At 59.3% G+C, this 19,817-nt stretch carries 19 protein-coding genes; 8 read left to right on the top strand and 11 right to left on the bottom strand.

Annotated features, from left to right (window positions below; all coding sequences use genetic code 11):
- Positions 1-286 precede the first annotated feature (286 nt).
- From B2589_RS04265 to B2589_RS04255, 3 genes are read left to right on the top strand one after another with little or no spacing between them, the layout of a single operon-like run.
- On the top strand, positions 287-2,209 hold the full coding sequence (locus B2589_RS04265) for a PrkA family serine protein kinase (RefSeq protein WP_022987887.1): 1,923 nt from the start codon (positions 287-289) through the stop codon (positions 2,207-2,209).
- 20 nt (positions 2,210-2,229) lie between these two features.
- Complete coding sequence (locus tag B2589_RS04260) at positions 2,230-3,525, top strand: YeaH/YhbH family protein (protein ID WP_094623731.1); 1,296 nt, start codon at positions 2,230-2,232, stop codon at positions 3,523-3,525.
- Positions 3,522-5,087 carry a SpoVR family protein gene (locus B2589_RS04255; protein ID WP_286815714.1) on the top strand — a complete coding sequence of 522 codons (1,566 nt, stop codon included), beginning with the start codon at positions 3,522-3,524 and terminating at the stop codon, positions 5,085-5,087. Before B2589_RS04260 ends, B2589_RS04255 begins: the two co-directional genes overlap by 4 nt.
- Here B2589_RS04255 and B2589_RS04250 read toward each other — a convergent pair.
- The 3 genes from B2589_RS04250 to B2589_RS04240 are packed head-to-tail and all read right to left on the bottom strand — an operon-like array spanning position 5,084 to position 7,478.
- Positions 5,084-6,415, bottom strand: coding sequence for a sensor histidine kinase (locus tag B2589_RS04250; protein ID WP_286815713.1), 1,332 nt, complete (start codon positions 6,413-6,415; stop codon positions 5,084-5,086). The genes B2589_RS04255 and B2589_RS04250 overlap by 4 nt on opposite strands.
- Positions 6,415-7,086, bottom strand: coding sequence for a winged helix-turn-helix domain-containing protein (locus B2589_RS04245; RefSeq protein ID WP_286815712.1), 672 nt, complete (start codon positions 7,084-7,086; stop codon positions 6,415-6,417). Before B2589_RS04245 ends, B2589_RS04250 begins: the two co-directional genes overlap by 1 nt.
- A complete protein-coding gene (locus tag B2589_RS04240) occupies positions 7,083-7,478 on the bottom strand; it encodes a PepSY domain-containing protein (RefSeq protein WP_228285705.1) in 396 nt (131 codons plus the stop codon). Before B2589_RS04240 ends, B2589_RS04245 begins: the two co-directional genes overlap by 4 nt.
- A 143-nt stretch (positions 7,479-7,621) precedes the next feature.
- On the opposite strand from B2589_RS04240, the gene B2589_RS04235 reads away from it, so the two are divergent.
- Positions 7,622-8,086 (top strand): hypothetical protein, encoded by a 465-nt coding sequence (locus B2589_RS04235; RefSeq protein WP_286815711.1) that lies wholly within the window; start codon positions 7,622-7,624, stop codon positions 8,084-8,086.
- A gap of 68 nt (positions 8,087-8,154) precedes the next feature.
- On the opposite strand, the gene B2589_RS04230 is transcribed toward B2589_RS04235, so the two are convergent.
- Positions 8,155-9,036 (bottom strand): bile acid:sodium symporter family protein, encoded by an 882-nt coding sequence (locus tag B2589_RS04230; RefSeq protein WP_286815710.1) that lies wholly within the window; start codon positions 9,034-9,036, stop codon positions 8,155-8,157.
- A 200-nt stretch (positions 9,037-9,236) separates the two neighbouring features.
- Here B2589_RS04230 and B2589_RS04225 point away from each other — a divergent pair, with 200 nt between their 5' ends.
- Positions 9,237-10,682: a WS/DGAT/MGAT family O-acyltransferase gene (locus B2589_RS04225; RefSeq protein ID WP_199456620.1), complete on the top strand. Its 1,446-nt coding sequence runs from the start codon at positions 9,237-9,239 to the stop codon at positions 10,680-10,682.
- 18 nt (positions 10,683-10,700) lie between these two features.
- Here the strand turns inward: B2589_RS04225 and B2589_RS04220 are convergent, their stop codons facing one another.
- Positions 10,701-11,339: a TetR family transcriptional regulator gene (locus B2589_RS04220; RefSeq protein ID WP_199456619.1), complete on the bottom strand. Its 639-nt coding sequence runs from the start codon at positions 11,337-11,339 to the stop codon at positions 10,701-10,703.
- 198 nt (positions 11,340-11,537) lie between these two features.
- Here B2589_RS04220 and B2589_RS04215 point away from each other — a divergent pair, with 198 nt between their 5' ends.
- The gene (locus B2589_RS04215; protein WP_199456617.1) at positions 11,538-12,644 is read left to right on the top strand and encodes a ferredoxin reductase; all 1,107 of its coding nucleotides are present in this window, start codon (positions 11,538-11,540) and stop codon (positions 12,642-12,644) included.
- A 47-nt stretch (positions 12,645-12,691) separates the two neighbouring features.
- Positions 12,692-13,789 carry a fatty acid desaturase family protein gene (locus B2589_RS04210; protein ID WP_058341663.1) on the top strand — a complete coding sequence of 366 codons (1,098 nt, stop codon included), beginning with the start codon at positions 12,692-12,694 and terminating at the stop codon, positions 13,787-13,789.
- Here the strand turns inward: B2589_RS04210 and B2589_RS04205 are convergent.
- Together B2589_RS04205 and B2589_RS04200 are read right to left on the bottom strand one after the other, a co-directional pair.
- Positions 13,777-14,214 carry an RrF2 family transcriptional regulator gene (locus tag B2589_RS04205; protein ID WP_022987876.1) on the bottom strand — a complete coding sequence of 146 codons (438 nt, stop codon included), beginning with the start codon at positions 14,212-14,214 and terminating at the stop codon, positions 13,777-13,779. The genes B2589_RS04210 and B2589_RS04205 overlap by 13 nt on opposite strands.
- 25 nt (positions 14,215-14,239) lie before the next feature.
- Positions 14,240-14,632, bottom strand: coding sequence for a YbaN family protein (locus B2589_RS04200; RefSeq protein ID WP_094623724.1), 393 nt, complete (start codon positions 14,630-14,632; stop codon positions 14,240-14,242).
- Positions 14,633-14,828: 196 nt separating this feature from the next.
- Between B2589_RS04200 and moaA the strand changes: the two genes are divergently transcribed.
- The gene (moaA, locus tag B2589_RS04195; protein ID WP_286815709.1) at positions 14,829-15,821 is read left to right on the top strand and encodes a GTP 3',8-cyclase MoaA; all 993 of its coding nucleotides are present in this window, start codon (positions 14,829-14,831) and stop codon (positions 15,819-15,821) included.
- A gap of 224 nt (positions 15,822-16,045) precedes the next feature.
- On the opposite strand, the gene B2589_RS04190 is transcribed toward moaA, so the two are convergent.
- From B2589_RS04190 to B2589_RS04175, 4 genes are read right to left on the bottom strand one after another with little or no spacing between them, the layout of a single operon-like run.
- On the bottom strand, positions 16,046-16,678 hold the full coding sequence (locus B2589_RS04190) for a nitrous oxide reductase accessory protein NosL (protein ID WP_286815708.1): 633 nt from the start codon (positions 16,676-16,678) through the stop codon (positions 16,046-16,048).
- A 23-nt stretch (positions 16,679-16,701) separates the two neighbouring features.
- Positions 16,702-17,532, bottom strand: a complete 831-nt coding sequence (locus tag B2589_RS04185) for an ABC transporter permease (protein WP_286815707.1) — start codon at positions 17,530-17,532, stop codon at positions 16,702-16,704.
- Positions 17,529-18,461, bottom strand: a complete 933-nt coding sequence (locus B2589_RS04180; RefSeq protein ID WP_199456605.1) for an ABC transporter ATP-binding protein — start codon at positions 18,459-18,461, stop codon at positions 17,529-17,531. The genes B2589_RS04185 and B2589_RS04180 overlap by 4 nt, the downstream gene beginning before the upstream one ends.
- Positions 18,458-19,726, bottom strand: a complete 1,269-nt coding sequence (locus B2589_RS04175; RefSeq protein WP_286815706.1) for a nitrous oxide reductase family maturation protein NosD — start codon at positions 19,724-19,726, stop codon at positions 18,458-18,460. The genes B2589_RS04180 and B2589_RS04175 overlap by 4 nt, the downstream gene beginning before the upstream one ends.
- Between the last annotated feature and the right edge of the window lie 91 nt (positions 19,727-19,817).

Genomic DNA, 19,817 nt, shown 5'->3' with positions numbered 1-19,817 from the left:
TGCCCTGAAAAATCCTGCCCCGGTGTACGTCAGCCCCCAAAACCCGGAAGCCGCCGCAAATCCCCCATACCACAATTTAATGAACCGAACATGACCCCCACCTGTCCAACCCCGCAACTGTGAACTAAGCTCAAAACAAGCAGGCCGGAACGCACCGGACAACGTATACCTGCCAGAACCAACCCATTTAATTCAGCGCCAGACACACCGCCCGGAACGGCGGCGAAACAAAAACGGGGACATTGCGTGACGCTATAACAGACAAGAGAAAAGCGAGGGGCCATCTATGACCATTCTGCAGCACTTCAAAGACCGGTATGCCCAGACTCAGGAGGAAGAGTATTCCCTTGAGGAATACCTGGCGATCTGCAAACAGGACCCGACAGCATACGCCACCGCAGCCGAGCGGATGCTGATCGCCATCGGCGAACCCGAACTCATCGATACCTCCCGTGACTCTAGACTGTCACGCATCTTCTCCAACAAAGTCATCAAGCGATACCCGGAATTCGATGAGTTTTACGGCATGGAAGAAGCCGTGGAAAACATCGTGTCCTTCTTCCGCCACGCAGCCCAGGGCCTGGAAGAAAAGAAACAGATCCTGTACCTGCTCGGCCCCGTTGGCGGCGGCAAATCCTCCCTGGCCGAGAAACTCAAAGCCCTGATGCAGAAAGTACCCTTCTACGCCATCAAGGGCTCACCGGTGAACGAAAGCCCGCTGGGCCTGTTTGACCCGGCCGAGGATGGCCCGATCCTGGAAGAAGAATACGGCATCCCCGGCCGCTACCTGAAGAACATCATGTCGCCCTGGGCGGTCAAACGCCTGCACGAATTCGGCGGCGACATCAGCCAGTTCCGGGTGGTCAAACGCTATCCCTCGGTGCTCGACCAGATTGCCGTTTCCAAAACCGAGCCCGGTGACGACAACAACCAGGACATCTCCGCCCTGGTGGGCAAGGTCAACATCCGCATGCTGGAAGACTTCTCCCAGGATGACCCGGACGCCTACAGCTTCAGCGGTGGCCTGTGCAAAGCCAACCAGGGGCTGATGGAGTTTGTGGAAATGTTCAAGGCACCGATCAAGGTACTGCATCCGTTACTGACCGCCACCCAGGAAGGCAACTACAACACCACCGAAGGTATGGGCTCGGTGCCGTTTGACGGCGTTATCCTGGCCCACTCCAACGAATCCGAGTGGCAGACCTTCCGCAACAACAAGCACAACGAAGCATTCCTGGACCGGGTGTACATCGTCAAGGTGCCCTACTGTGTGCGGGTAAGCGAAGAGATCGAGATCTACCGCAAGCTTCTGAAGAACAGCTCCCTGGCAGGTGCGCCCTGCGCCCCGGACACGCTGGACATGCTCGCGCAGTTCTCCGTGCTGTCCCGCATCAAGGAGCCGGAAAACTCCAGCATCTTCTCCAAGATGAAGGTGTACGACGGCCAGAGCATCAAAGACACCGACCCCAAAGCCAAGTCCATCCAGGAGTACCGGGATGCGGCCGGGGTGATGGAAGGCATGGACGGCTTGTCTACCCGTTTCGCGTTCAAGATCCTGTCCAAGGTCTTCAACTTCGACACCACCGAAGTGGCAGCCAACCCGGTGCACCTGCTGTACGTACTGGAAAAACAGATCGAGCAGGAACAGTACCCGCCGGAAATCCAGGAAAAGTACCTGCGCTTCATCAAGGAATACCTGGCGCCCCACTACGTGCAGTTTATCGGCAAGGAAATCCAGACCGCCTACCTGGAAAGCTACAGCGAATACGGGCAGAACCTGTTCGACCGCTACGTGACCTATGCCGACCTGTGGATTCAGGACCAGGAATTCCGGGATCCGGAAACCGGGGAAATCCTGGACAGGGCCTCCATCAACGATGAACTGGAGAAGATCGAGAAACCGGCCGGTATTTCCAACCCGAAGGATTTCCGCAACGAAGTGGTCAACTTTGTCCTGCGGGCCCGGGCCAACAACCAGGGCCAGAACCCGAGCTGGCTCAGCTACGAGAAGCTGCGCAGCGTGATCGAGAAGAAGATGTTCTCGAACACCGAAGACCTGCTGCCGGTGATTTCCTTCAATCCGAAAGCCAGCCAGGAAGACCAGAAGAAGCACAAACAGTTTGTGGAACGCATGGTCGAACGTGGGTACACCGAGAAACAGGTCCGCTTGCTCGCCGAGTGGTATCTGCGTGTACGTAAGTCCCATTAACGGCCAGCGGGAGCAGACCCATGGGTATGACCCACATTGTCGACCGGCGCCTGAACGGCAAGAACAAGAGCGCAGTGAACCGGGAACGGTTCCTGCGCCGGTACCGGCACCACATCAAGAAAGCGGTGTCGGATGCCGTTCAGAAGCGCTCCATTACCGATATCGAGCGGGGCGAGAAAGTCAGCATTCCGACCCGCGACATTGAAGAACCTATCTTCCACCATGGCCAGGGCGGCCGACAGGAAGTAGTGCACCCCGGAAACCAGGAATGGGTAGCTGGAGACACCATCCCCAAACCCGACGGCGGAGGTGGGCAAGGCCAGGGCCAGGGCAAAGCCAGCCCCGATGGCGAAGGCATGGACGAGTTCGCTTTTCAGATCACCCAGGAAGAGTTTCTCGACTTCCTGTTTGACGATCTGGAGCTGCCCAACCTGGTCCGCAAAAAGCTCAAGGACACCGAAGCGTTCAGTTACGTGCGCTCCGGCTTCACCACCCAGGGCGTCCCCGCCAAACTGGATGTGGTGCGTTCGTTAAGGGGGGCCCATGCCCGACGCCTGGGCCTGGGCGGCGCCCGCAAGAAGAAAATCCGGGGTCTAGAAGCCCAGCTGGCCGCGCTAAAATCGGCTCCTGAGGAACTGGATCCGGCCTTCAGCCACGCTGACCAGATCAACGTACTTGAGGAGGAGATCGCCCGCCTGAAAGCCAACGTGCGGCGCATTCCGTTTATTGATGAAATCGACCTGCGCTACCGGCAGCACGTGAAGCAGCCCAAACCGGCCACCAGTGCGGTGATGTTCTGCCTGATGGACGTGTCCGGCTCGATGACCCAGATGCACAAGGACATCGCCAAGCGCTTCTTTATCCTGCTGTATCTGTTCCTGAAGAAGAACTACAAGAAAATCGATGTGGTGTTTATCCGGCACCACACCAGCGCCAAAGAGGTCGATGAAGAAGAGTTCTTCTACAGCCGGGAAACCGGCGGCACCATTGTCTCCAGCGCCCTGAAACTGATGCACCGGATCATTGACGCCCGCTACTCCCCGGCGGAATGGAACATCTACGCCGCCCAGGCCTCAGACGGCGACAACTGGAACGACGACTCCCCGGTGTGCAGCAAACTGCTCTCGGAGCGTATTCTGCCGCTGGTGCAGTACTACTCCTACATCGAGATCACCCCCCAGGACCACCAGATGCTCTGGTATGAGTACGAGAAAATCCTGGCGCAGTTCCCGCAAAGTTTTGCCATGCAGCAGATTGCAGACCCTGCTGACATTTATCCGGTATTCCGACAGTTGTTCGAGAGGAAAGCGGCATGAGCAGCCTGATTGATCGCCCGAACGCACCGGAGAGCGAACAACCCGAGGCAGGAACACCTATTTCCACCGGCTCGGAGTGGACCTTTGAGCTGATCCAGAAGTACGACGAAGAAATTGCCCAATGCGCCGCCGAGTTCGGTCTGGACACCTACCCGAACCAGATTGAAGTGATTACCGCCGAGCAGATGATGGACGCCTACAGCTCCGTAGGCATGCCGGTGGGCTATCACCACTGGTCCTTCGGCAAGCAGTTCTTGCAGACCTCCAAGGGCTACCAGCGGGGCCAGATGGGCCTGGCCTACGAGATTGTGATCAACTCCAACCCCTGCATCGCCTACCTGATGGAGGAGAACACCCTGCCCATGCAGGCACTGGTGATTGCCCACGCCAGTTACGGCCACAACTCCTTCTTCAAGGGCAACTACCTGTTCCGCACCTGGACCGATGCCAGTGCCATCATCGATTACCTGGTGTTCGCCCGCAACTATGTGTCGGAGTGTGAGGAGCGCTACGGCGTGGATGCCGTGGAAGAAATTCTCGACTCCTGCCATGCCCTGATGAACTACGGCGTTGACCGCTACAAGCGCCCGGCCCCGATTTCAGCCGCAGAGGAAGCCCGCCGGCAGAAGGAGCGGGAAGAATACGAGCAGCGGCGCATCAACGATCTGTGGCGAACCATACCGAAAGCCTACGAGGATGAAGACACCGTTCACCGCCGGCCCCGTTACCCGGCAGAGCCCCAGGAGAACCTGCTGTACTTCATCGAGAAGAACGCGCCACTGCTGGAGACCTGGCAGCGGGAGCTGGTGCGCATCGTGCGCAAGCTGGCCCAGTACTTTTACCCTCAGCGCCAGACCCAGGTGATGAACGAAGGCTGGGCCACATTCTGGCACTACACCCTGTTGCACCGGATGTACGAGAAAGGCCTGGTCACCGACGGTTTCATGCTGGAATTCCTGCAAAGCCACACGGCGGTGGTGTACCAGCCACCGTTCAACAGCCCTTGGTATTCCGGCATCAATCCTTACACCCTGGGCTTTTCCATTTTCACCGACCTGCGGCGGATCTGCGAGAACCCCACCGATGAAGACCGGGAATGGTTTCCGGACATCGCCGGCAAAGACTGGCTGGAAACCGTGCATTTCGCCATGCGCAACTTCAAGGACGAGAGTTTTATCCAGCAGTTCCTGTCGCCCAAGGTGATGCGCGATCTGAAACTGTTTGCCATCGAAAACGACGACCAGGAAGACCACTACACCGTCACCGCCATTCACGACGACCCGGGCTACCGGGTTCTCCGGGAAAAGCTGGCCCGCCAGTACAACCTCAGTTACCGGGAGCCGAACATACAGGTGTGGAATGTGGATGTGCGCGGCGACCGCTCACTGACCATGCATCACATCCCGGTGGACCGGGTGCCGCTGGGACAGGAAACCGACGAAGTACTCCGGCACGTGCACCGGTTGTGGGGGTTTGATGTACACCTGGAAAGCGTGGATGAGGGCCGAATCGTAGCGGCGCACCACTGCCCGCCCCGTAACGACGATGCCGCCGACGACTAAACCGGGAAAATGGCCTTGGCCCGCAACCCGCCCAGCGGCGAGGGGCCAAGGTCCAGGTTGCCGCCGTAGAGCTCCACCAGCTCCTTCACAATCGCCAGGCCAAGGCCGGAGCCGGAGCGGCTTTCATCCAGCCGGGCGCCCCGTGTTAAGGCCTGTTCAATATCGCCCTCTGAAAGGCCCGGACCATCGTCTTCGATCACCAGCTCCAATCCTTCCACACCAAGCCGGGCAGAGAAACTTACCCGGTTTTCGGCCCAGTTGATGGCATTTTCCAGAAGGTTACCGGCAATTTCCTGAAGATCCTGCTGTTCAAAGCGGACCATGCCGGAACCGTTGATATGCAGATCAAGAACCAGCCCCCGACGCCCGGCGAGTGTACCCAGGGCAGACAGTACCGGCTCCAGCGCGCCAGCCAGGTCTACACCGCCCAATGCCGCCGGCCCGGCGGCGGAAGCCCGTGCCAGGTGATGGCGCACGGCATCGTCAATCCGGGCCAGCTCGGTACGGAACGCGGTTCTTTGCTCATCCGGCAATTTGTCACTCAGGGTGGTCAGCACCGAGACCGGCGTTTTCAGCGCATGGGCCAGGTTACCGGCGGCGGTGCGACCCCGGTCAATCAGCACCTGGTCGCGCTGAAGCACCTGGTTCATGGCATCCGCCAGCTTTGCCAGTTCATCCGGCAGGTCTGTGGTCAGGGAACGGGCCCGGCCCGCTTCCATGGCGCGCAGATCCTGCTCAAGCCGCCGCAAAGGAGCCAACCCCCAGCGAATCTGAAGGCCAATCATCAGTAACAGCAAGACCCCCAGGGTAGTCAGCGATATCCCCAGCAACCGGTTAAACCGCGCCACCTGGGTATCCACTTCCGACAGGTCGGCCGCCACAGACACCGACAACCAGCCATCAAAGGCCGGTAACTGAACATCCCGCTCTACCAGGCGGAGCCTCTGCTCCCGCGGCCCCGGAACGTCTACCCAGTCCGGCCCGCGGCCACTGACCTGGGGCAAGCGCTGATCCCACAACGAACGGGAGGTAATAACCTGGCCGCTGTTATCGTTTACCTGCCAGTACCATCCGGAGTACGCCCGCTCAAAGCGGGGATCACCCAGCTGCGAGCCCGGGGTCAGTTCACCGGTTTGCGGGTCGAATTCGATGCCGGCAATCACCACGTTCAGGAAGGACAGCAGGCGCTCGTCGAAGGACTGGCTCACGGTCTGCCGGAAATTCCAGGCCAGCAGGGCACCCGCCAGGGGCAAGATAACCAGCACCAGAACCAGCGCGGACACCAGCATTCGAACCGCCACCGGCCAGCGGCGCAGACGTGTAAGCATCAGGCAGGTTCCCCGCCACCACGCATCCGGTAACCCTGCCCGCGTACGGTTTCGATGGCATCGGCACCGAGTTTGCGCCGTAACCGGCTCACCTGCACATCGATCACATTGGAATCCGGCTCCTGGTCGCCGTCATAGACATGCTCGGACAACTCGGTTCGGGAAACAATTCTGGGCGCCGCATGGATCAGGTGTGATAACAGCCGGAACTCCTGGGCCGTCAAAGACACCGGCATGCCGGAACGGGTAACCTGCCCTGCGTGGGTATCAAGCGCTATGTCACCCACGGTAATCACCGGGTGCGCATGGCCATGGGCCCGGCGCACAAGGGCCCGCAGGCGGAACAGGATTTCGGCAGTTTCAAAGGGTTTGGTGACATAGTCATCGGCACCGGCGGAAAAACCGGCCGCTTTGTCAGACCACCGTTCCCGGGCAGTCAGAATCAACACCGGCAAATCAATGCCCCGTGCCCGCCAGCCGGCCAACCACTGGCTACCGTTACCATCGGGCAAGCCGAGATCGAGCACCACCGCATCGTAGCGCTCGGTACTCACCAGGAAATCTGCGCTGCGGCCGTCTCCGGCCACTTCCACCAGCAACCCGGCTTCCCGCAGGGCGCCGGCCAGGCCTTGTGCCAGTGCGGTGTCGTCTTCAACAAGGAGAATCTTCATCGTCGCTCCATGCCCCGGATATTCCGGCCCTCAATCTCCAGAACCTCGCCAGTCCGGGCGTTCACCTCAAACTCCACCACCTGACCCTGGGGGCCCAGCAGTTCAATCTCATAAATAATCTCACCGTCGTCTTTCTCGATATCCACATCAATCACATCCCCGACCCAGTCCCGGGCTAGGCTGTCGAGAATCTCGCTCAGGGGTTTGATGCGGCCGGCTTCCACCTCATGGTGCAGGCGACGCCAGTCATCGTCATCGTCGGCGCAGGCGACCTGCGCAAAGGGCACGGCGCCCGCGACAAGCAGCGCCAGTAGGAGCGCCCGAACCACCCGGCGGGAAAACCGGTCTGCGGGCAATAAGGGCGGAGAAAAACGGTCTTTGTCCATGCTCATTATGGTGACAAAAGTCAGATGAACGAATCATGAATGAGCCTATCACGATGCTGAAAGCCCTGCCCCGTTAATCTGGCCCCAGGCTGGTAGCCAACAGGGCAGAACCGGCAGGTCTCAAAACACAGAGAAACAAGGAGCACACCATGAAAAAGACCCTTACCATCGCATTGATCAGCGGCCTTATCGCAGCCCCCGCAGCCTTTGCCAAGGGCAGCTTTGAAGACGCCGAGCGCATGCTGCAGGTTGGCAGTGACTACGGCATCACCCACTTCCAGAGCATCGAGTTTGACGACGACCGGGCCGACGACATCGAGATTGAAGGCTGGATGGGCCAGGACTGGTTCGTGGAGCTGGACCTGAACGGCAACGGCGACATCGAGCGGGAACAGCGCCGCAAGCCCAGAGGCGAGTCGTATGGCCTGACCGCGCAGGAAGTCCAGGTCTTTCTGGATGCCGCCCGCGGGCAGGGCATGGAAACCATCGAAGAGCTGAAAATCAAGCGTAACGGCGACATCGAGGTAGAAGGCAACGATGACAGCGGCCGGGAGCTGGAAGTGGACTTCCGTACCGGCAGTCTGGACCCCGTAAAGGTCGAGCGGGACAACTAAACCGAACCTTTACGACGGCTATAACCACCCCGCTACCCGGTCGGGTAGCAGGGTCCTACAGGCGATATCTATCCACGATCAAGGGACGACTTGGGAATAACCTTGCGGCCATACATTGCCAGCAGGAAACCGATGGGGAACATCAGCACGCCGTAGACCGCCGCGGGAATCGACATGGTGCTGGATTCCAGCAGGGTGAGAGTCACCATCAGGCCGATAGTACCATTCTTGACCCCCAGCTCTACCGCCACGGCAAGGGACTCACGCTGGGTCAGCCCGGCCAGGCGGCCAGCCAGCAGCCCCAGAAGAATACCGGCCACGTTCAGGGCAATAGTCGAAGGCCCGGCTTGTTTGAGCAAATCCCAGATCTGGTCCCGCACACCAAACAGCAGGGCCACAATCAACAACGCCAGCACCACCCCACCGAAAATGCTCACCAGGCTTTCTGCTTTCAGGGCCAGCTCCGGTTTCCGGGTTTTGACCAGCATGCCGATGGCCACCGGCAACAGCACAATCAACACCAGCATGGCGATGGTCTTGCCCACCGGCAGGGAAATACTCTCTTCAGTACCCATGAAGTGCTGCAGCGCCATATTGGTAAACAGCGGCAAGGTAAGGATGGTGATCAGGCTGGCTGAAACCGTCAGCACAATCGACAAGGCAATGTTGCCCCGGGCCAGCAAAACGAAAAGATTGGAGGTGGTTCCCCCCGGGCAGGCGGCAATAATCACCAGCCCCACCGCAATGGCCGGCGATACGCCGAACAGATAGGCCAGGGCAAAGGCCACCGCCGGCATCAGCAAAATCTGGGCGACGGTACCGATCACCAGCCCCCTGGGATAAACCGCCACCTGGCGAAAATCCCGCAGGGTGAGGGTCATGCCGATTCCGATCATGATGATAAACAGGGCAATCGGCAAACCTGCCGAAATCATCGGGCTGGACTCCACAAAGCCTCCGTATGTTGTTATTGATCTGACCGCTGAAATTAGCACAACCCCTGACCGATCTGGAGCCTGCTTAAGCTACTTTATGTAACTGCAAGACAATCGTCTTACCACCTCGGTTTTTTGATCGTTTGCGGGCCGCTTAGCCAGTATACTTGCAGGCAACAACCATAAATTGAACGACTGGCGGAGAACACAACGGAATGAAACGGCTCGCAACACTGGACGCCTCCTGGCTGGCTGTGGAATCTGAAGACACCCCGATGCACGTGGGCACCCTGCAGATTTTTTCATTGCCGGAAGGCGCACCGGAAACCTTCCTGCGGGACATGGTTGCCCGCATGAAAGATGCCGGTGATGTAGCACCACCCTGGGGTTACAAGCTGGCCTGGTCGGGTTTTCTCGGACGACTGCTTGCCCCGGCCTGGAAGGTCGACAAGGATATCGACCTCGACTACCACGTACGCCACTCTGCCCTGCCCCGTCCGGGCGGCGAACGGGAACTGGGTATCCTGGTGTCGCGCCTGCATTCCAATCCGCTGGATTTCTCCCGCCCCCTGTGGGAATGCCACGTAATTGAAGGGCTGGAGAACAACCGCTTTGCCCTGTACACCAAGATGCACCATTCCATGATTGACGGCATCAGCGGCGTGCGCCTGATGCAACGGGTGCTGACCACCGATCCGGACCGGGTCAATATGCCGCCGCCCTGGACCGTGCGCCCTGAGCGGCGCCGTGGCAGCAAAACCGACCCGGAGGCGAGCGTGCCTGCTGCTGTTTCCCAGGCCATGGATGCCCTGAAACTGCAGGCCGACATGGCGCCACGCCTGTGGCAGGCCGGCAACCGCCTGGTGCATTCGGTTCGCCACCCGGAAGATGGCCTGACCGCCCCGTTTACCGGCCCGGTCTCTATCCTGAACCACCGGGTTACCGGCCAGCGCCGTTTTGCCACCCAGCATTACCAGCTGGACCGCCTGAAAGCCCTGGCCCAGGCGTCCGGCGGCTCCCTGAACGATATTGTGCTGTACCTGTGCGGCACCGCACTGCGCCGGTTCCTGCTGGAGCAGGACAGTGTGCCCGCCATCCCCCTGACCGCGGGCATTCCCGTCAATATCCGCCCGGCGGATGACGAAGGAACCGGTACCCAGATCAGCTTCATGATTGCCTCCCTGGCCACTAACGAGGCAGACCCGCTGAACCGCTTGCAGCAGATTAAGGCCTCGACCCGCCGGGCCAAGGAACACCTGCAAAAGCTGCCCAAGAGCGCATTGACCCAGTACACCATGCTGCTGATGTCACCCTATATTCTGCAGCTGATGTCGGGGCTGGGCGGCCGCATGCGGCCGGTGTTCAACGTGACCATCTCGAACGTGCCGGGGCCGGAAAACACCCTGTACTACGAGGGTGCAAAGCTCGAAGCCATGTTCCCGGTCTCGTTGATTGCCCACGGCGGCGCCCTCAACATCACCTGCCTGAGCTATGCCGGCTCGCTGAACTTCGGGTACACCGGTTGCCGGGACACCCTGCCGAGCATGCAGAAGCTGGCGGTGTACACCGGTGAGGCACTGGATGAACTGGAAAGCCTGGTGCTGCCGCCCAGGCCGAAGAAGCCGCGATCTACGGCAAAGAAGAAAAAGCCTGAGGCCTGATTAAAACCTGAGGCCCGATTAAAGTGCGGTGCCGGATTCGCTCTGCCAGTGTCCGGCACCCACGAAGATCATCTGCAGGAAGCGGGAAGTGCGCTTGCGTACCTGGCCAATCTGGTAATCATCATCCGCAGCGATACTGAGCAGGTCCGTCAGGCTGAAGGCAACGGTACGAACCACCAGGTCACAGGTCATATCCAGGTCGGCATCGCTCAGATGCTGCATCAGCCGAAGCCGGCGCAGATCGTTGGCAAGCTCACTGGCAAAGAACCGCATTTCACTGCGAATCCCTTCCTGAACCGCCCGGCTTTCACCCGCCAGCCCCTGGGCCATAAACATGAAAAAACTGCGATTGGCCTGAGCATGGGCTACAAATATACCCACTGACTCCTCGATCAGCTTGTCTGCCTGCAATACATTCCCCCTGGCCTCACGCATCATCCGGCGTAACACCAGCCCCAGCTCGTCCACCAGCTGCAGGCCCAGGTCGTCCATGCTCCGGAAGTGGCGATAAAATGATGTAGGCACCACCCCCGCCTGACGAGTCACCTCCCGGATACCCAGACTGGCAAAATGCCGCCCCTTACCCACCAGCTCCAGGGCTGCACTCATCAGTTTTCCCCGGGTTTCTCCCGGCCTGCGCCGTTGTTTGTCTGCCATCTTTTACCCGTACCGCGTTTATCAGGTTCACAAGTGTACACATTAGACCGTAGAAAAACCCTTCCAGCTTGTCATTTCGAGCCAACACTCCGGGCAGGTAATTGTTGAAAGTCAAACTTGTGTGTACAGTCGTACACATTAGTGAACACTTGTACACATAGACCCGTACAAGGCACCCGACAAACAAGGAGAACGAACATGCTGGCACGACTGACACAAACCAAGGCATTGCACTGGCTTGGCCGGCAATTACTGAACCGGGACGACCCCGCTGCCTGGCTGGACCCCCTCGCGGGTGCCATCAACCCGATGTGGGTACAGGAGTACACACCAGCCCGGGTAGAACGCATTATGGCCGAAACCGCCGGCACCAAAACCTTCGTACTCAAGCCCGCCAGCCGGTGGACCGGCTTCGAGGCCGGGCAGCATGTGAACATCTGTACCGAGATCGACGGTATTCGGCGCACCCGCACCTTCAGCCTGTCCAGCTCACCGGAGCTGTGGCACAAACAGGGCCTGATTACCCTGACCATTAAACGCCTGCCGGGCGGCCTGGTTACCAACTGGCTGCACGACTCCCTGAGCGAAGGCGATATCCTCGGCCTGGCCGATGCCTTCGGGGAGTTCCTGGTTCCGCAGCCCGCCAAACCCGTGCTGTTTATCGCCGGCGGCAGCGGCATTACCCCGGTTCTCAGCCAGCTGGAAACCATGGCCGCCAGCCACTACCCGGCGCCGGTTACCCTGCTGTATTTCGTGCGCACCGGTAACGACATTATTGGCCGGGAAAAACTGGAGGCCATCGCCGCCCGTTATCCCGGGCTGACCCTGAACATCATTGCCACCCATGAAGGCAAGGAACCCCGCTTCCTCTGCGATGCAGACCTGGAAGCGATTGACGGGCTGAAGGAACGCGAAGCCTACCTGTGCGGCCCGAAAGGCCTGATGGACCTTGCGACGGAATTGCTGCAGCAGCGTGGCCTGGCCGAATCGCAGATGCACAGCACGTTTTTTGCACCCCCTGCCCCGGCCGCCCTGGATAACGACCAGCTGGGTGGTGAGGTCAGCTTTACCCGCAGCAGCGTGGATGTGGGCTCCGAAGGCGATGCTAACCTGCTGGAAATTGCCGAAGCCGCAGGCCTCAAGCCCCGTTACGGCTGCCGCATGGGCATCTGCCACCAGTGCAGCTGCCGCAAGACCAGCGGCACCGTGGTTAACCGTTTGACCGGCAAGGTATCCGGCCCCGGCGAAGAAAGCGTCCAGCTTTGTGTTTCCGTGCCCCGCGGGCCGGTTCAGATAGACGTATAACCCAAAATTTTTGCGTTGCGGCCGGAGCGCCGCATGGAGAAAGCATTATGAAAAAGCTTAGCGAAGAACAACTGAACGGCCTCCAGCAAGACCTGGATGCCATCCGCGATGAAGTGCTGGCTGATCTGGGCGAGCGGGATGCCACCTACATCCGCAAGATTATCCGCCTGCACCGCACTCTGGAAGTGGGTGGCCGGGTGATGATGCCTTTTGGCTTCATACCGCCGGTCTTTGTAGCGGCCACCGCCAGCCTGGGTATCGCCAAGATCCTGGAAAACATGGAAATCGGCCATAACGTGATGCACGGCCAGTACGACTGGATGAACGACCCGGCCCTGAATTCCCAGACCTACGAATGGGACACCGTGTGCACCAGCGAATCCTGGCGCCAGACCCACAACTACGAGCACCACACCTACACCAACATCATCGGCAAGGACCGGGATTACGGCTATGCCGTGCTGCGCTTGGGCGATGATGTGAAGTGGCACCCGGGGCACCTGCTGCAGTTCGTGAACTACATCCTGCTGACGGTACTGTTCCAGTGGGGTGTGGGCGTGCATGAACTGGAGAGCGAGAAAATTCGCCGGGGTGAGTTGCGCTGGCGCGACAAGCTGCCGTTCCTGAAGGACTTCGCCCGCAAGGGTGGCCGCCAGGCCTTCAAGGATTATGTCTTCTTCCCGCTGCTGACCCTGCCCGTGGCCCCGATTGTGCTGGCCGGTAACGTGGGCGCCAACCTGATCCGGAACATCTGGGCATCCACGGTTATCTTCTGCGGGCACTTCACTCAGGATGCGGAAACCTTTACCGAGGAAGAGTGCGAAGGCGAGAGCAAGGGCCACTGGTACCTGCGTCAGCTGAGTGGCTCATCCAACTTTACCGGCGGCAAGTGGCTGCATGTGCTGAGCGGTCATCTGAGTTACCAGGTGGAACACCACGTATTCCCGGACCTGCCGGCCCACCGTTACCCGGAGATTTCCGCGAAGGTACAGGAAGTGTGCAAGAAGTATGACATTCCCTATAACACCGGCAGCTTTGCCAAACAGTACGGCACCGTGCTGAGCCGGATAGCCCGATTCTCCCTGCCGGATGCGGTCAGAACCCGCCTGGAACAGCGGGGAAGTGGCCAGCTTCAGGCAATCTGAAGCAGGCGCACCAACTGTGGCCGGTGCTGATCGCGGATCACATCGGCCAGGGTGTATTTATCGAGCACATCCAGGAACGCATTCAAGGCCTCACTGAACATGTGCTTGAGGCCGCACACCGGGGTAATCTTGCAGGCATTGTTGGAGGACAGGCATTCCACAATACTCAGATCCTGCTCGGTTTCCCGCACCAGGATTCCCACATTGATTTCGTCCGGGGACATGTGCAGGCGCATGCCGCCTTTCTTGCCGCGTACAGTCTCTATGTAGCCTTTCTTGTTCAGCTGGTGCACCACCTTCATCAGGTGGTTCTTGGAAATCTCGTAGCTGTCGGCGATTTCCTGGATAGTTGCCAGCCGGTCACCCTGTTCGGCCAGATAGATCAGAACCCGGAGTGAATAGTCTGTGTAACGGGTGATATGCATTTAATACTCCAAGGGGCCGTGCGGTTCAGCAGGACGGCCGGCTTATCAAGTAAGCGGCGATTGCCGAAAGACACAGGCCGGAAATTGTCAGTACCAGCAGGGGCGAGCCGAGCGCCAGCAGCATAGTCCAGCTCAGAACCATCATTCCCAGGGCCAGCAGTTTCGCTTTCAGGGGGATGGCTCGCCGTTCCCGCCACTGTTCAATGGCAGGGCCAAACGCCGGGTGCTGCTCCAGCCACAGGGCAAACGCCGGCGACCCTTTGCTGGCAAAAAAGGCGGCCAGCAACACAAAGGGCGTGGTCGGAAGCAGAGGCAACACTACGCCAGCTAACCCGAGCAATGCCGAGATATACGCAAGAATCCGGAAACCGGTTTTGTTTGGCTGTGCGGCCATCATGCGGGCCTCGTGACCGTTCATACCTGTATCCATTCTACCGTGATTAAGGAATAGGGTCTTGCTTTCAGTTTAGCGCCTATAACCTGCATAAAAAATACCCATTAATGGTTGTACGGTGGTAGCGGTGTTTATCCTTACCCAGGTCTCGGAATCTGTCTCAGGCTTTGCCATACTGCATCTATACTCATAACCATGTGTTGCAACAGGAATCCCCCAGATGCCCGCAAACCAACTGACAGACCGCTTCGGCCGCACGGTGAACTATGTTCGCCTGTCGGTGACGGATCGCTGTGACTTCCGTTGTGTTTACTGTATGGCTGAAGAGATGGTGTTTCTGCCCCGCAGCCAGATTCTCTCGCTGGAAGAGATTGCCCGGGTGGCCCGTAACTTTGTGGATCTTGGCACCGAGAAGATCCGCCTGACCGGGGGTGAGCCCCTGGTTCGCAAGGGTGTCCTGGACCTGGTCAGGGAGATCGGCAGTTACGGCCTGCGGGACTTCGCTATGACCACCAACGGCAGCCAGTTACCGCAGATGGCGGATGAACTGCGCCGGGGTGGGCTGCACCGCCTTAATATCAGCCTGGATTCACTGGATGCTGACAAGTTTCACCGTATAACCCGCACCGGCAAATTGAGCCAGGTGCTTGATGGCATTGAAGCCGCCCGGGAGGCGGGCTTTCGGGGTATCAAGCTGAATACGGTGGTGATGAAGGGCCGGAACGACGTGGAAGTGCCGGAACTGATCGAGTTCGCCCGGAAGAAGCAGCTGGATATTACCTTTATCGAGGAGATGCCGCTGGGGGAAATTTCCGAGCACGACCGTGGGCTGGCCCTGTGTACCAGTGCCGAGGTGCGGGATATTATCCGCCAGCGCCATGAGCTGATTCCCGCTACCGAGGATTCCGGCGGGCCTGCGCGCTATTACCGGATGCCTGACAGTCCGGTTCGGGTGGGTTTTATTTCTCCGCATTCCCATAATTTCTGCGACACCTGCAACCGGGTTCGGGTTACGGTGGAGGGGCAGCTTTTGCTGTGCCTGGGGAATGAGCATTCGATGGATTTGCGGGAGGTTCTGCGGGAGTTTCCCGGGGATGATGAGAAGCTTCGGCAGGCGATTATTTCGGCGATGGATTTGAAGCCGGAGCGGCATCACTTTTCTTCGGAGGGGGAGGTGCAGATTCTCCGGTTTATGAATATGACCGGCGGCTGACCCTTAGCCTTCCAGATCCGAGGCTGGAGCGGATGAGGACAGACTGTCCAAAAACCGCTCCTTGCGGCACATCCTTGTGACGCTTCTGCTCCGCCATCCATGGCTCCGCACATTTTTGGACAGTCTGTCCTCACCCGCTCCCTCGAGCTTTGGTGGCATAGTCCGAAGAACAGACTACTACTGTATCCCTGCTCTATCCTGAACGGTATTTCCCTGTTTCTGCCTCAGTGGTCCATATTGTGACCGCTGTGGTCTTCCTCCATGTTGTGGTCGCCAGCCATTCCGGCTTCTTCGGCCATGTCCATGTCGTGTCCATCATGCATACCTTCCATGCCACCCATGTCGTGCATGGTCATGCCGGCGTTGAGGTGGTCCATGGTGATATCTGCGAAGGCGAAGACTTCTCCGCCATGCTCTGAGGCAAAGTCAGCGGCTTCGGTCTCGGTGGCGAAGGAGGCCAGGGTCGGGCCCATGGCGCCGGCGCGTTCGGAGCCGACGACGTAGAAGGCTTCACGGGCGTCGATCAGGTGGGTGTCGTCCGGGTGCTCCCAGTCGGTCTGGGCCATGTTGTGAACGTACAGGGTGTGGTCCCGGTTTTCGTTTTCCGGCTGCAGGAACCAGGCGAACATGTCCTTGGTGGAGCAGAACTTGCGGATATCCTGTTCACGCTCCGTGAAGGCCTGGCCTTTCGGGCCCGGGAAGTTGGTGATGACCATGCCGCATACGTGGCATTCGTCGCCGGATTCGAAGTGGACGGGATCGGGCTTGGCGACGACTTCCTGTTCTCCGCCGGAGCAGCCGGCGAGGATGACGGCAGCCAGGGCGGCGAGGAGCCATTTGCTGAAGTGGGTTGTCATGGGTCAGTGCTCTCCGGTAAGGGTCAGATTCTTCGGTTTTTGAACAGTAACAGGGCGCCGCCGAGGGGAACGGCACACCACACCAGCAGGCCGAGCCACAGGCCGCCGGCGCCGATGGGCAGGTCGGAGCCCAGGCTGAGGACACCGCTCAGCTGGCTGCTGTCGCCGAAGGCGACGATGTTGAGCAACCGGTAGATGTCGGTGGGGTTGAGCATCAGCAGCCAGGGCAGTAACTCGGGGTTGAGTTTGCCTTCGCTGGCCACCAGGACGCCCAGCAGCACCAGGTCAAAGATCAGGACAAAGAAGAACCAGATCGCCAGGGCCATGCCGGCGGCAACGGGCTTCTCGCTGACCCGCACGCTGACCAGGTACGCCAGGGCGATGAAGCCCCAGCCCAGCAGGATGGTGGAGCCGATGAAACGGCCCATGGCAGCGGCCAGTGCGCCGATAGCAACGTCTCCCACCAGGGCGGCAATGGCGATACCGGCCACGCCAAAGCCAATCAGGGTGGCCAGGGCAAGGGTCAGGCCATGGCCCATGAATTTGCCCAGCAGCAGCTGGCTTTTGCTCAGCGGGTAGGTCATCAGCAGCAACAGGGTGCCGCCCTCTTCCTCACCGACGATGGCATCATAGGCCAGCAGCAGGGCAATCAGGGGGATCAGAAAGATACCCAGGCTGGCCAGGCTGGCGATGGTGGCAGGGGTGGAGGCGTAGCCTACCTGCCCGGAAGCGGCCGCGCCGAACCAGGCAATACCCAGTGCCAGGGTGGCGAAGACCACAGAGATTGCTACCAGCCAGCGGTTACGCAGGCTGTCGCTCAGTTCTTTGCGGGCGATGGTCCAGATTGCGTTCATTGGCTGCCTCCACGATGTGCCAGGCCGCCGGAGCCGATGAAGTGCACGTAGATGTCTTCAAGGCTGGGCTGGTGAATGCCCAGGTCGGCTACTTCTCCGGAGTTCATCAGGGTCTGGATCAGGGGCATTTTGTCCTGGGGCCTCACGTCTACCTGCAGTCGTCCGTTATCGGTTTTCATCATCAGGCCGGTGCTCTCCCCTGCCTGCTCAATCACTTTTTCGAGCGCAGCCAGGCTGTTGCTGGGCAACAGGCTCAGGGTAACCGGCATGTTGGCCTGCTGCCTCAGGGATGACAGGTCGCCGGCGGCTTTCAGGGCGCCTTCGGTCAGAATGGCGGCGCGGTCGATGTAGGGTTCAACGCCTGGCAGCACGTGGGAGCACAGGACAATGCCGGTGCCGTCGTCGCGCAGGTCGCGCAGCAGCCGGTACAGATCTGCGGTGGCCACCGGATCCAGGCCCACGGTGGGTTCGTCCAGCATCAGCAGCTTGGGTTTGCCCAGCAGCGCCTGGGCCAGGCCCAGTCGCTGGCGCATGCCCTTGGAGTAGGTTTTGGTGCGGGCGTCCATGGCATCACCAAGGCCCACCTGCTTCAGCAACTCCGGCACCTGGTGCAGGGGAGCGCCTTTGAGGCGGGCGAAATGGCTGAGAATTTCCCGGCCGGTCAGCTGCGGGTAGAACATCACGTTCTCCGGCAAGTAGCCAATATGCTGGGTCACGCTCGGGTCGCCGGCCTCGCCATCGAGGACTGACACTTTACCTTCGGTAGGCTTCATCAGCCCCAGTATCAGTTTGATCGAGGTGGTCTTGCCAGCCCCGTTGTGGCCGAACAGGCCGAGAATTTCTCCCGGTTCCAGCCGCAGGTCTACACCGTGCAGCACCGTCGCCTTGTCGTAACGGTGGCTGACGTTCTCAAGTCGAAAACAGCTCATCGGATCTCCGATTCCAGGTACTCGGGAATTCGCATCAGCGGATGGGGGTCACTCACACCGGCAGATTTCACTACCGGGAAGGCATCCTGCACCCAGCGCAGGGTGTCGACCGCAGGGCTGAACATCAGCACCTTGGCTTCCGGGTATTTCCACAGCAGCCGGTCCACGTTGTCGTTGGGCTCATAGGGTACATCGCCCAGGCCGTCCTGGTTGCGGTCCCAGCCCAGGTAGTCACTCCAGAAATTGCCTTTGCCCTCTTTGGCCCAGGACTGGGTGCGGGTGGCCACATACTTGACCTGGCGCTCGTTGTTCACGAAGGCGTTGTCAAAAACTTCGTTGTCTTCCGAGCCGGCGGTCAGGTGAATGCCGATGTTGCTGTCGGCAAACAGGTTGCCCTCAAAGGTGTTATACAGCGAGTTATAGATAAAAACCGCCTTACCTTCACCACCGGAGATCATCACACGGCCAGTTTGCCCTTCCGACACCCCGGTCACCACATTACCCCGAAGAGTCGAATTAGTGATGAAGTTCATCAAAATACCGTAGTTTTCATCGTTTTCAGAACGGTTATTCAGCACTGTCAGGTACTTACTCTGCATCAACGCATACCCGGTGCGCGTGCCCCGAGTCACATTGCCCTCCAGCAGATTGCGCATCGAATACATGTAATGAATGCCGTAACGAAGATCCGTCATCAGGTTGTTCAGAATCTTGTTGTTATTCGCCGTCTCTATGTAGATCGCATCCCGGGTCTGACTGATGTCATTGCCTTCAATCAACGCACCGGTGGTATTAAACAAATGAATGCCGTTGCCCCGGTCCTGGGACCGCAAACTCGTCTCGCCACGGATATGATTATTCCGCACAGTCACATCTGGCGTCGCATCCAGCCAAACCCCGAACGCCGGCCCTTGCAGACGATTGTCCTCTACCACCGAACCGCTGGCCTCACGGGCAACAAAAATACCGGCATCAAGCTCATTGAGATCCTTGCCCCAGTTACGCACCGTACACCCGGAAAACGTTACCCCCTCGGCCAGAATATCCACGGTATTCCCCTGCCCCCGACCATCAATGACGGTTTCCTGCGCGCAGGACACAGTCACCCCCGGCACCCTGATAGCCAGCGGCGACAATGTTTCGGGGGGCAGCTCGAAGGAAGAACCCGGTTCCAGGCTATCAAGCTGTTGTTGCAGGTCCGCATGGGCAGCAAGCGATAAAAGAGCGACTGACAGGGCCACTCCATAACGCAAAAGTTGGTACATCAATGTTTCTCTGAAAAGTGAGCGATTCCGGGCCCCGCACCCAATGTGCGGCAAGCCAAGTGGAGAGCCCTTTCCAAAACTGTGCGGAGCC

It is taken from the genome of Marinobacter sp. UBA3607 (assembly GCF_002375525.1).
Taxonomy (GTDB): Bacteria; Pseudomonadota; Gammaproteobacteria; order Pseudomonadales; family Oleiphilaceae; genus Marinobacter; species Marinobacter vinifirmus.
Note: the sequence above shows the minus strand (reverse complement) of the source record. Positions and strands in the feature narration are given on the sequence as shown.

Coding starts and splice junctions, on each gene's coding strand:
- B2589_RS04265 (WP_022987887.1), top strand. CDS start 287: ATGACCATTCTGCAGCACTTCAAAGACCGGTATGCCCAGACTCAGGAG.
- B2589_RS04260 (WP_094623731.1), top strand. CDS start 2,230: ATGGGTATGACCCACATTGTCGACCGGCGCCTGAACGGCAAGAACAAG.
- B2589_RS04255 (WP_286815714.1), top strand. CDS start 3,522: ATGAGCAGCCTGATTGATCGCCCGAACGCACCGGAGAGCGAACAACCC.
- B2589_RS04250 (WP_286815713.1), bottom strand. CDS start 6,415: ATGCTTACACGTCTGCGCCGCTGGCCGGTGGCGGTTCGAATGCTGGTG.
- B2589_RS04245 (WP_286815712.1), bottom strand. CDS start 7,086: ATGAAGATTCTCCTTGTTGAAGACGACACCGCACTGGCACAAGGCCTG.
- B2589_RS04240 (WP_228285705.1), bottom strand. CDS start 7,478: ATGAGCATGGACAAAGACCGTTTTTCTCCGCCCTTATTGCCCGCAGAC.
- B2589_RS04235 (WP_286815711.1), top strand. CDS start 7,622: ATGAAAAAGACCCTTACCATCGCATTGATCAGCGGCCTTATCGCAGCC.
- B2589_RS04225 (WP_199456620.1), top strand. CDS start 9,237: ATGAAACGGCTCGCAACACTGGACGCCTCCTGGCTGGCTGTGGAATCT.
- B2589_RS04220 (WP_199456619.1), bottom strand. CDS start 11,339: ATGGCAGACAAACAACGGCGCAGGCCGGGAGAAACCCGGGGAAAACTG.
- B2589_RS04215 (WP_199456617.1), top strand. CDS start 11,538: ATGCTGGCACGACTGACACAAACCAAGGCATTGCACTGGCTTGGCCGG.
- B2589_RS04210 (WP_058341663.1), top strand. CDS start 12,692: ATGAAAAAGCTTAGCGAAGAACAACTGAACGGCCTCCAGCAAGACCTG.
- B2589_RS04205 (WP_022987876.1), bottom strand. CDS start 14,214: ATGCATATCACCCGTTACACAGACTATTCACTCCGGGTTCTGATCTAT.
- B2589_RS04200 (WP_094623724.1), bottom strand. CDS start 14,632: ATGAACGGTCACGAGGCCCGCATGATGGCCGCACAGCCAAACAAAACC.
- moaA (WP_286815709.1), top strand. CDS start 14,829: ATGCCCGCAAACCAACTGACAGACCGCTTCGGCCGCACGGTGAACTAT.
- B2589_RS04190 (WP_286815708.1), bottom strand. CDS start 16,678: ATGACAACCCACTTCAGCAAATGGCTCCTCGCCGCCCTGGCTGCCGTC.
- B2589_RS04185 (WP_286815707.1), bottom strand. CDS start 17,532: ATGAACGCAATCTGGACCATCGCCCGCAAAGAACTGAGCGACAGCCTG.
- B2589_RS04180 (WP_199456605.1), bottom strand. CDS start 18,461: ATGAGCTGTTTTCGACTTGAGAACGTCAGCCACCGTTACGACAAGGCG.
- B2589_RS04175 (WP_286815706.1), bottom strand. CDS start 19,726: ATGTACCAACTTTTGCGTTATGGAGTGGCCCTGTCAGTCGCTCTTTTA.